Genomic DNA, 10,746 nt, shown 5'->3' on the forward strand with positions numbered 1-10,746 from the left:
CGGTCATCCCGGCCAAGAGCACCTGGTGTTTGCGCGCCAGCGCGAGCAACTCCGCACCGGTGGGTTTCCGCCGCCACAGATCGCGGGGGCTGGACTTGCGCAACCACCAGGCGCGCAGGTGACGGCGGCGCGCCCACAGCACGCGCGGATCGAGCTTGCCGCCACGCCGGAGCGCGCGCCGCTCGGCGCGCCGGGGCGAGCGCGTGCGCCAATCGCGCGGGATGACGCCGATACCGCCGACCCCGCGCACCCGGTCGAGCCCGTCTCGTCGAGACTTGTCGAGCATCAGGGCAGACCGTAACCGCGGCCGTGCGGTTGCGCGTGCTCTACCGTCTGTCGAGTGTCCAGAGAATCTCGCCGGTCGACCATTCCACCTTTCTACGTGATGGACGTCTGGAAAGCCGCCGCGGAACGCGCCCGGACGCACGGAGATGTGCTCGTTCTCGCCGCGGGGCAGCCCTCGACGCCCGCGCCCGCGCCGGTCCTGCGCGCGACCCGGCTGGCGATCGATGCCGAATTGCTCGGTTACACGGAGACTTTCGGTATCCTCGCGATCCGGGAGGCGATCGCCGAACACCATCGGGAAACCTACGGTTACCAGGTCGAACCGGACGACGTGGTGGTGACGACCGGTTCCTCCGGCGCGTTCTCGCTGATCTTCCTGGCCGCCTTCGACCCGGGCGACACCGTCGTGGTCGCCCGCCCCGGCTATCCGGCCTATCGCAACACGCTCGCCGCGCTCGGCTGCCGGGTGCTGGAGCTGGACTGCGGCGCGGCCACCCGGTTCCAGCCCACCGTCGCCATGCTCGACGCGCTCCCCGAACCGCCCGCCGGTCTGGTCGTGGCCAGCCCGGCCAACCCCACCGGCACCATGATCGCGCCGGCCGAGCTCGCCGCACTGGCCCGCTGGTGCGAGGAACACGGCACGCTGCTGATCTCCGACGAGATCTACCACGGCATCACCTACGACAGCGCGGGCGCCGACAGCGCGACCTCCTCGGCGTGGGAGACCTCGCGGGAATCGGTGGTGATCGGCTCGGTCTCCAAGTACTTCTCCATGACCGGCTGGCGGCTGGGCTGGATGCTGGTGCCGACGGACCTGCGGCCCGCGCTGCAGCGACTGGCCTCGAACCTGACCGTGTGCCCACCCGCCATTTCGCAGTACGCCGCGCTGCACGCGTTCGGGGCGGAGGCCAAGGAAGAACTCGACGGGCACGTCCGGCGGTACGCGGTGAACCGGCGGTTGCTGCTCGACGGGCTGCCGAAACTGGGCATCGCCGACCTCGCCCCGGCCGACGGCGCCTTCTACGCCTACGCCGACATCGGCCATCTCACCGACGACTCCCGGGCCTGGTGCGCCGACGTGCTGAACCACACGGGCGTCGCGCTCGCCCCCGGGGTGGATTTCGACACCGTCAACGGGCACCGCACGGTTCGTTTCTCGTTCGCCGGAGCCACCGCCGACATCGAGGCGGCGCTGCTGCGTCTAGGGCACTATCTAGCTGATTGAAACCCGTGCCGGGCAAGAACTTTCCGCAGTTCGGCACCCTGGCCGCGCGGATGCGGTAAAACAACGATGGTTGCTTTTCCTCGCTGATTTCCCCTGGAAGAACTGATGACGACTGGCACGATGGCACGGTGATCACCGCGACGACCCCGAAAGGCGAACGGCGTCGCCAGGCTTTGATAGCCGCCGCTGCCGAACTCCTGCTCGAAGGCGGATTCGAGGCGGTGCGGCATCGTTCGGTCGCGACCCGCGCCGATCTGCCCCTGGCGTCGACCACCTACTATTTCGAATCCCTCGACGACCTGATCGCGCGGGCGGTCGAGTTCAGCGGCAACGCCGAGCTGGACGCGATGCGCAGGCGGGTCGGCGAGGTGAGCCACCGCCGCCGCGGGGCGGAGGCCACCGTAGACCTGGTGCTCGACCTGCTGGTGGGCGCCGACGGCGCCGACGAGGGCGCGCGCGGGCAGCTGATCGCCCGCTACGAGCGTTCGGTCGCCTCGGCACGGCACCCGGAACTGCGCGAGGTCCAGTTGCGGCTGCGCGCCCAGCTGGACGAGCTGCTGGCCGACGTGCTGCGCCGGTCGGACCGCATGGTGCGGCCCGAACAACTGCGCAGGCTGGTCGCCGTGGTGGACGGAGCGGTGGTCGCCGCGCTCACCGAGATGGACCCGGAACCGCGGCGGATGGCCCGCGGCGCGCTGCTGGAAGTGATCGACATCGTCGCGCCCCCGGCGCGCGGGTCCGGCCCCGAGCAGGCGGCGTACTCGACCACGGACGGCCCCGTGCGCGCCACGCCTGGGCAAGTGGATCGCTACCGGGCACTAGACTGACCCGACGTGAGTCTTGTCCCCAATGTCCTCGCCACCCGTTACGCCAGCCCCGAGCTGGTGCACCTGTGGTCGCCGGAGCACAAGGTCGTGCTGGAGCGGCGGCTGTGGCTGGAGGTGTTGCGGGCGCAGGCACAGCTGGGCGTAGCGGTGCCCGACGGCGTCGTCGCGGACTACGAGCGGGTGCTCGACGAGGTGGACCTCGCGTCGATCGCCGAACGCGAGCGGGTCACCCGGCACGACGTGAAGGCGCGGATCGAGGAGTTCAACGCGCTGGCCGGGCACGAGCACGTGCACAAGGGCATGACCAGCCGCGACCTCACCGAGAACGTGGAGCAGTTGCAGATCCGGCTCTCGCTCGAGCACGTGCACGCGCACGGCGTCGCGATCGCCGCGCGGCTGGCCGAGCGGGCCGCCGAGTACCGGACGCTCGTGATGGCGGGCCGCTCGCACAACGTCGCGGCGCAGGCCACCACGCTCGGCAAGCGGTTCGCCTCCGCGGCCGACGAATTGCTGATCGCCCTGTCCCGGCTGCGCGAACTCATCGATCGTTATCCGCTGCGCGGGATCAAGGGGCCGATGGGTACCGCGCAGGACATGCTCGACCTGCTCGGCGGCGACCCGGCCAAGCTCGCCCGCCTGGAGCAGCAGGTGGCCGGGCATCTGGGCTTCGCGACCGTGCTCGCCAGCGTCGGCCAGGTCTATCCGCGCTCGCTGGACCACGACGTGCTCTCCGCCTTGGTGCAGGTGGGCGCGGGCCCGTCGTCGTTCGCGCACACCATCCGGCTGATGGCGGGGCACGAGCTGGTCACCGAGGGCTTCCAGCCCGGGCAGGTGGGTAGCTCGGCGATGCCGCACAAGATGAACACCCGCTCCTGTGAACGGGTCAACGGCTTGCAGGTGGTGCTGCGCGGTTACGCCTCGATGGCGGCCGAGCTGGCGGGCGCCCAGTGGAACGAGGGCGACGTGTTCTGCTCGGTGGTCCGCCGCGTCGCGCTGCCGGACGCGTTCTTCGCCATCGACGGGATGATGGAGACCTTCCTCACCGTCCTGGCCGAGTTCGGCGCCTACCCGGCCGTGATCGCCCGCGAACTGGACCGCTACCTGCCCTTCCTCGCCACCACGCGCATCCTCATGGCGGCGGTCCGCGCCGGCGTCGGCCGGGAGACCGCGCACGAGGTCATCAAGGAGCACGCCGTCGCGGTCGCCCTGGCCATGCGCGAGCAGGGCCGCGAACCCGACCTCCTGGATCGTCTCGCCGCCGACGCGCGCCTCCCGCTCGACCGCGCCGCCCTCGACGCCGCGCTCGCCGACAAGTCCGCTTTCGTCGGCGCCGCCGACGCCCAGGTGGCCGACGTCATCGGCCAGGTGCAGAAACTGGTCGACCGGCATCCGGACGCGGCACGCTACACGCCGTCGCCGATCTTGTAGCGGGGACGAGAACGACCAGCTGGTGGTTTCGTCAGATTCCGAGGGACGTGACCATCCGGTTCCGGGCTGCGTCGAGATCGTTGCTGGGGATGGCGCGAGTTGCGTGAGTCGGCCTGCCGACCAATCGCCGTGACCGCCACCCGATCACTCAGCCGAGGGAGATTGCCTTGTGCGCCCGCGCGTTCGAAACACTCGCCGCGCAGTCGGTAACCGGCAAGGCTGCCCGTGCGCTGGTCGGGGCCGCGCTGGACCGATGGCGCGACAAGTCCCAGGGATGACGCGCCGGTCGATCGGCTGACTGCCCGCGCGCGACGGCAGAGGCAATCGCCTCAATAAACTGCGGGTCGTGAATCCGTACACGATTTTCGCCGATATCGTCGCTGGGCGGGCGCCGTCGAGCAAGGTCTACGAGGACGACGATGTGATGGCGTTCATGGATATTCGGCCGATGACGCCGGGGCACCTGTTGGTGGTGCCGAAGGTGGCGGCGCGGAGCCTGGCGGAACTCGATCCGGTCGTCGGGGGGAAGTTGTTCCAGGTGGGGCAGCGGCTGGCGGCGGCGTTGCGGGCCAGCGAGGTGGGGTGCGACGGGGTCAATTTCTTTCTGGCGGACGGGGTGACGGCGGGACAGGAAGTCTTCCACGTGCACCTGCACGTGATTCCGCGTACGCCGGGGGACGGGTTCGGTCTGCGCGGGCGTCCGACCAGTCCGCGGCGGGAGGATCTGGACTACCTCGCCGGATCGATCCGGGGCGCGCTGAAGGATTGAGTCCGTATCGCTGCGTTCCGCACCGTCTTCGCACGGGCGAGCGGCACGTCTGCCAGCCGCCACGTGCCTTGCTCGCGTCGCACTCGCGGCGGCGAACCGCCGGGCCGGGCACCTGGAAAGCCGAGCACCCGGCCCGTGGACGATCGACATGTCGTGGGCACACCTCAGCGCGGCGACGAAACCGATCCGGGCCACGCGCACGTCACCCCCGGAGACGGCGGTGACGGTACAGGAGATCGCCGAGCCGCGACCATCTAGTCGCGCACCAATTCGGCCGCCGTCCAGTTCGGGTAGTCGCTGTAACCCTCGGCGGTACGGCCGTACAGGAACTCTTCGCGGATGGGCGCCAGCGGCAGGTCGTACCGGATGCGGTGCACGAGATCCGGGTTGGCGATGAACGCCCTGCCGAAGGAGACCAAGTCCGCGAGCCCGGCTCGCACGACCTCCTCCGCACCCGCCGCCGTGGTCGGCGCGCGGTTCTCGCCGATGTTCGCGATGAGCGTGCCGTGCCAGCGCGGCCGCAGGTCGTGCAGCGCCCGGTAGCGGTCGTTGTCGGTGAGGTGCAGGTAGGCGAGGTCGCGCCGGTCGAGTTCGGCGACGAGTGCGCGGTAGAGCGGGGCCGGGTCGGCTTCGAACATGTTGAACTGCGGATTGCCCGGCGACAGCCGGATCGCGGTGCGTTCCGCGCCGATCGCGTCGGTCACCGCGTCCACCACCGCCAACGGCAGCCGCATGCGGTTGGCGACGGAACCGCCGTACTCGTCGTCGCGCAGGTTGGTGTTGTCGGCGAGGAACTGGTGCAGCAGATAGCTGTTGGCGCCGTGTAGCTCCACCCCGTCGAAGCCCGCGGCCACGGCGTTGCGCGCGGCGTCGGCGTAATGCCGGACGGCGGCGGCGATACCGGCGCGGTCGAGCGCGGCGGGCGTGATCGGATCGGCCTTGCCGCCTGCGATGAGATGCACCCGGTCGTCGTCCAGCACCGGCGACGGCCCGGCGGGCCAGGACCCGTCGATCCGCGCGAGCGGGTGGCCTTTGCGTCCGCCGTGCATGAGTTGCGCGAAGACCCGCCCGCCGCGCGCGTGCACGGCCTCGGTGACCCGGCGCCACGCGGCCACGTGCGCGGGCGTCTGCAATCCGGGCACCCACGCTTCGCTCTGCCCGGTCGAATGCGGCCAGATGCCCTCGGTGACGATCAGCCCCGCCGTCGCGCGCTGGGCGTAGTAGTCGGCGACGTCGCCGGTCGGCGAGCCGTCGGGCAGCGAGCGCAACCGGGTCATCGGCGCCATGACGATCCGGTTGGGCAGGTCGAGCGGATGGTTGCGGTATTCGGTCAGCAGCATGGCTGTACCGTAAAACCTGACATTGATGTTAGGTCAAGGAGCGAGTGTGCGGATCGGTGAACTGGCCGAGCGAACCGGCGTGAGCGTCCGGTCGCTGCGGTACTACGAGGCGAAAGGTCTGCTGGCCGCGCGGCGGACCTCCGGCGGTCAGCGGGAGTATCCGGAGGCGGCGGTCGACCGGGTCCGGCGCATCCAGGAGATGTTCGCGGCGGGCCTGCGCAGCGACACCATCGGCGAGCTGCTGCCGTGCATCCACGACGTCGACGGCACCCCCAACGCCCGCGCGACGCCGTTCCTGGTGGACAAGCTCACCGAGGAACGCGCCAGGATCGACCAGGCGATGCGCGATCTGCGCCGGACCGGCGACGTGCTCGACGGCATCATCCGAGCTGCGGGCGGCGCGCCCGCCGAACAGTAGGGTGGACGCCATGGCTCTCGACAGCTCAACGATCTCCGAACCCGGTAGCGGCGCGGTGGCGCCGCCGGTCGCCAAGACGGTGCCCAGCGAGCGCGTGCACCACGGCGACGTCTTCGTCGACGAGTACGAGTGGCTGCGGGAGAAGGAGAATCCCGACGTCATCGCCTATCTGGAGGCGGAGAACGCCTACACCGAGGCGCAGACCGAGCACCTGGCCCCGTTGCGCGAGACGATCTTCGACGAGATCAAGGCGCGCACCCAGGAGACCGACCTCTCGGTGCCCACCCGGCTCGGCGACTACTGGTACTACTCGCGCAGCTTCGAGGGCAAGCAGTACGGCGTGCACTGCCGGTGCCCGATCACCGCGGGCGCCGCGGGCATCGACGCCTGGACGCCGCCCCAGCTCGACGCCGAGACCGAGGTCCCCGGCGAGGAAGTGCTGCTCGACAGCAACGAGCTGGCCGAGGGCCACGATTTCTTCGCGCTCGGCGCGTTCTCGATCAGCCATGACGGCAACCTGCTCGCCTACTCGGTGGACAACGCCGGTGACGAGCGATACGTGCTGCGCTTCAAGGACCTGCGCACCGGGGAACTGCTCGGCGACGAGATCGCGGGCACCGCTCCCGGCGCGACCTGGTCGTTGGACGGCAGCCACGTCTTCTATCAGACCGTCGACGAGTCCTGGCGGCCCGACACGGTGTGGCGGCACCGGCTGGGCAGCACCGATCCCGACGTCAAGGTGTTCCACGAGCCGGACGAGCGCTACTGGGTGAGCGTCGGCGCGACCCGCTCGGAGAAATACCTGATGATCTGGGTCGGTTCCAAGATCACCAGCGAGGGCTGGGTGCTGGAGTCCGACGATCCCGAGGGCGAGTTCCGCGTGCTGCTGCCGCGCCGCGAGGGCGTCGAGTACTCCGCCGAACACGCCGTGATCGGCGGCGCGGACCGGTTCCTGATCCTGCACAACGACGTGGTCGACGGGGTCAAGGCGGAGAACTTCGTGCTCGCCGAGGCTCCGGTCGACGACCCGTCGAACCTGACCCAGCTGATCGGGCACCGCGACGACGTGCGGCTCGAGGACATCGACGCGTTCCGCGACCACTTGGTGCTCAGCTATCGGCGCGAGGCGCTCACCCGGATCGCGGTGTGGCCGCTGACCGAGTCGGGCTACGGGGAGCGGCGCGAACTCGACTTCGGCTTGGAACTGTTCGCCGTCGGCGTCGGTTCCAATCCGGAGTGGGCCCAGCCGACCCTGCGCATCGGGCTGACCTCGTTCATCACGCCCATGCAGGTGTTCGACCACGTCCCGGCCACCGGCGAGCTGCTGTTGCGCAAGGAGCAGCCCGTGCTCGGCGGCTACGACGCGAACGACTACGAGCAGCACCGGGACTGGGCGGTCGCCGAGGACGGCACCCGGATTCCGATCTCGCTGGTGCGCAAGAAGACGACGGCCGCCGACGCGCCGAAACCGTTGCTGCTCTACGGCTACGGCTCCTACGAGGCGAGCATCGACCCGGCCTTCTCGGTCGCCCGCCTGTCGCTGCTGGATCGCGGCATGGTCTTCGCGGTCGCGCACGTGCGCGGCGGGGGCGAGATGGGCAGGCTCTGGTACGAGCACGGCAAGACGCTCACCAAGAAGAACACCTTCACCGATTTCGTGGCCGCCGCTCGGCATCTGATCGACACCGGGGTCACCGCCGCGGACCGGATGATCGCCGACGGCGGCAGCGCGGGCGGCTTGCTGGTCGGCGCGGTGGCGAACCTCGCCCCCGAGCTGTTCGCGGGCATCCTGGCCAACGTGCCGTTCGTCGATCCGCTCACCTCGATCCTGGACCCGTCGCTCCCGCTGACCGTCATCGAGTGGGACGAGTGGGGCAACCCGCTGGCCGACAAGGACGTCTACGAGTACATGAAGTCCTACTCGCCGTACGAGAACGTCCAGGCCAGGGACTACCCGGCGATCTTGGCCATCACCAGCCTGAACGACACCCGCGTGCTGTACGTCGAGCCCGCGAAGTGGATCGCCAAGCTGCGCGCCACCGCGACCGGCGACGCGCCGCTGCTGCTGAAGACCGAGATGAGCGCAGGCCACGGCGGGGTCAGCGGACGCTACGAGAAGTGGCGGGAAGTGGCCTTCGAGCACGCGTGGGTGCTCGACACGGTCGGTCTCGCCGACGCGTAGCGGATCGGATCGCCGCCGGTCGCGCCGGTGGCGGGCGGGTAGCCGCGGCGCGCCGCGCGCGGGGCGGCCGCTCGGCACAGGCGTGACGGAGTGTTCGCCACCTGGTCATGCGGCCTGCACGTCGAGGACATGTGCGGCTGGCACCGTAGGTTCATGAACGCTGAGCTGATCGTATCGATTTCCGGGATCAGGGACACCACCCGGGACACGGCGATGGAGTTCGCCGAACAGATGGATCGGCGCGGCGTGCCGCTCTCGCTACTGGTGGCGCCGCGGCTGAAGGGCAAGTACCGGTTGCTCGACGACCCGGCCACGCAGGCCTGGCTGCGCGGGCGGCGGGCCCGCGGCGACGCCATCGTGCTGCACGGCTACGACCAGGCGGCCACCAAGCGGCGGCGCGCCGAATTCGCCGCGCTGCCCAGGCACGAGGCGCGGCTGCGGTTGACCGCGGCGGATCGGGTGCTGGAGCAGGTCGACCTGCGCACCCGGCTGTTCGCCGCTCCGCGCTGGGATGCCTCGGCGGGCGCGCTCGCCGCACTGCCCGAGGTCGGTTTCCGGCTGGCGCTCGGCCTGACCTCGATCATCGACCTGGAGCGCAATGTGGCGCAGAAGTCCAGGGTGTACGGCATCGGCGAGGGTTTCCGCGCGGAGCCGTGGTGGTGCCGGGCCTTGGTCATGGGCGCCGCGCGCACGGCCCGGCGTGGCGGGGTGCTGCGGCTGGCCGTGTCCGCGGCCCAGCTGGCCCGTTCCGGCCCGAGACAGGCCATGCTCGACGCGGTCGACCTCGCGCAGTACCACGGGGCAGCCGGAACCACCTACCGGTGGGAGCCCTTCCCGGCCGTTCGGGCCGCATGACTGACGCCGCGGCGCGCGGTGCGGTCGGCACCGTCGCCCGCGGCCGGTCGGGACCGCTTTCGCGCGACCGATCGGCGCCGCCGCCCGCGAATGGCGTAGCCGGGCGGCGGCGCTGTCACGACCGGGACGCGGCGATCGTCGTCTGCGGGACCGAAGGCGTCGCGTCGTGCGTGAATCCGCCCGCCTCCTCCCTCGTGAGCGAGGTCGAGAACGGCCGCTGCCGCAGCTGCCGCATGCAGCGGGCGAGATCGGCGATCAGCAGGTCGGCCATGTCGACGGTGAAGCCGTGGCGCAGCACCGCGCGCATGACCGTCTCGTCGTCCCGGTCGGCGGGCAGCGGATACGCCGCGATCAGCCATCCTCGGGAGCGCAGCCGGTCGGACAGGTCGTAGAGGTTGAAGCCGGGATCTCCGGTCAGCCGCCAGCACACCGCGGCGATGCCACGCTGTGGGTCACCGTCGTGGATCAGCTCGAACACGTCGAGCCCGCGCAGCCCCGCGGCGAGGTGCTGGGCCACCCGGTAGATGGCGGACTGCACCCGGGCGTAGCCGGCGCGCCCCAACCGGATGAATTCGTAGTACTGGGTGATCGCCTGCCCGCCGGGCCGGGAGAAGTTCAGGTTGAAGGTGGGCATGCTGCCGCCGAGGTAGTCGACGTCGAAGATCAGCTCCTCGGGCAGGTCGGCGGCGTCGCGCCAGATCGCCCAGCCCGCGCCGAGCGGAGCCAGCCCGGTCTTGTGACCCGAGGCGTTGATCGACTTCACCCGTGGCAGCCGGAAGTCCCAGACCAGATCCGGCGCAGTGAAGGGGGCGAGGAAGCCGCCGCTGGCGGCGTCGACGTGGATCGGGATGTCCCAGCCCTTCTCGCGCTCCAGCGCGTCGAGCGCCGCGCTGACGCCCGCGACGTCTTCGAACAGGCCGGTGTAGGTCTGACCGAAGGTGGGGACGACCATCATGGTGTTCGCGTCGCAATGCTGCGCGAGATCGTCGGGATGCATGGTGAGCCGGTCGCCGCGCAGCGGGATCTGCCGGATCTCGACGTCGAAGTAGCGCGCGAATTTCTCCCAGCACACCTGCACGGGACCGCAGACGAAGTTGGGCGTCCCGGCCCCGCCGCGCTTGCGCCAGCGGAACTTCGCCGCGAGGCCGCCGAGCATGGCCGCCTCGCTGGACCCGATGGTCGAGGTGCCGTGCGTGGCGGCCGGGTCCGGCGCGTGCCACAGGTCGGCGATCATCCGGACGGCGCGGCGCTCGAATTCGGCCGTTTGCGGGTACTCGTCCTTGTCGACGATGTTCTTGTCCAGGCATTCGGACATCAGCCTGCGCGCCTGGTCGTCAACCCACGTGGTGCAGAAGGTGGCCAGGTTCATCCTGGAGACGCCGTCGAGCATCAGCTCGTCGTGCACGATCTCGTAAGC

At 70.4% G+C, this 10,746-nt stretch carries 9 protein-coding genes and 1 pseudogene; 7 read left to right on the forward strand and 3 right to left on the reverse strand.

Annotation, left to right across the window (positions count from 1 at the left end):
- A pseudogene (locus tag ON27_RS03125) lies at positions 1 to 286 on the reverse strand (hypothetical protein); the annotation flags it as partial.
- A gap of 54 nt (positions 287 to 340) precedes the next feature.
- On the opposite strand from ON27_RS03125, the gene ON27_RS03130 reads away from it, so the two are divergent.
- From ON27_RS03130 to ON27_RS03145, 4 genes are all read left to right on the forward strand, one after another.
- The gene (locus ON27_RS03130) at positions 341 to 1,510 is read left to right on the forward strand and encodes a pyridoxal phosphate-dependent aminotransferase (protein ID WP_086007415.1); all 1,170 of its coding nucleotides are present in this window, start codon (positions 341 to 343) and stop codon (positions 1,508 to 1,510) included.
- 128 nt (positions 1,511 to 1,638) lie between these two features.
- Positions 1,639 to 2,337, forward strand: a complete 699-nt coding sequence (locus ON27_RS03135) for a TetR/AcrR family transcriptional regulator (RefSeq protein ID WP_245559765.1) — start codon at positions 1,639 to 1,641, stop codon at positions 2,335 to 2,337.
- A gap of 6 nt (positions 2,338 to 2,343) precedes the next feature.
- Entirely contained in the window at positions 2,344 to 3,765 is a 1,422-nt protein-coding gene (purB, locus tag ON27_RS03140; RefSeq protein ID WP_043719014.1) for an adenylosuccinate lyase, read from the forward strand.
- A gap of 346 nt (positions 3,766 to 4,111) precedes the next feature.
- Positions 4,112 to 4,534 (forward strand): HIT family protein, encoded by a 423-nt coding sequence (locus tag ON27_RS03145; protein WP_043719016.1) that lies wholly within the window; start codon positions 4,112 to 4,114, stop codon positions 4,532 to 4,534.
- 254 nt (positions 4,535 to 4,788) lie between these two features.
- Here ON27_RS03145 and ON27_RS03150 read toward each other — a convergent pair whose 3' ends face one another.
- Positions 4,789 to 5,874 carry an alkene reductase gene (locus ON27_RS03150; protein WP_043719018.1) on the reverse strand — a complete coding sequence of 362 codons (1,086 nt, stop codon included), beginning with the start codon at positions 5,872 to 5,874 and terminating at the stop codon, positions 4,789 to 4,791.
- 46 nt (positions 5,875 to 5,920) lie between these two features.
- Here ON27_RS03150 and ON27_RS03155 point away from each other — a divergent pair, with 46 nt between their 5' ends.
- From ON27_RS03155 to ON27_RS03165, 3 genes are all read left to right on the forward strand, one after another.
- Positions 5,921 to 6,292 carry a MerR family transcriptional regulator gene (locus ON27_RS03155; protein WP_043719020.1) on the forward strand — a complete coding sequence of 124 codons (372 nt, stop codon included), beginning with the start codon at positions 5,921 to 5,923 and terminating at the stop codon, positions 6,290 to 6,292.
- A 10-nt stretch (positions 6,293 to 6,302) separates the two neighbouring features.
- Positions 6,303 to 8,474 carry a S9 family peptidase gene (locus tag ON27_RS03160; protein WP_245559766.1) on the forward strand — a complete coding sequence of 724 codons (2,172 nt, stop codon included), beginning with the start codon at positions 6,303 to 6,305 and terminating at the stop codon, positions 8,472 to 8,474.
- Between the two features lie 153 nt (positions 8,475 to 8,627).
- Positions 8,628 to 9,329, forward strand: coding sequence for a DUF2334 domain-containing protein (locus tag ON27_RS03165; RefSeq protein WP_043719027.1), 702 nt, complete (start codon positions 8,628 to 8,630; stop codon positions 9,327 to 9,329).
- 115 nt (positions 9,330 to 9,444) lie between these two features.
- Here ON27_RS03165 and gad read toward each other — a convergent pair.
- Positions 9,445 to 10,746, reverse strand: a 1,302-nt coding sequence (gene gad, locus ON27_RS03170) for a glutamate decarboxylase (RefSeq protein ID WP_043719022.1), incomplete at its 5' end; no start/stop codon positions are given.

It is taken from the genome of Nocardia asiatica NBRC 100129 (assembly GCF_000308415.1).
Lineage (GTDB): Bacteria > Actinomycetota > Actinomycetes > Mycobacteriales > Mycobacteriaceae > Nocardia > Nocardia asiatica.

What these genes read in the sequence shown, in the direction of transcription:
- ON27_RS03150 (WP_043719018.1), bottom strand. Translation starts at nt 5,874, where the DNA reads ATGCTGCTGACCGAATACCGCAACCATCCGCTCGACCTGCCCAACCGG.
- ON27_RS03160 (WP_245559766.1), top strand. Translation starts at nt 6,303, where the DNA reads ATGGCTCTCGACAGCTCAACGATCTCCGAACCCGGTAGCGGCGCGGTG.
- ON27_RS03165 (WP_043719027.1), top strand. Translation starts at nt 8,628, where the DNA reads ATGAACGCTGAGCTGATCGTATCGATTTCCGGGATCAGGGACACCACC.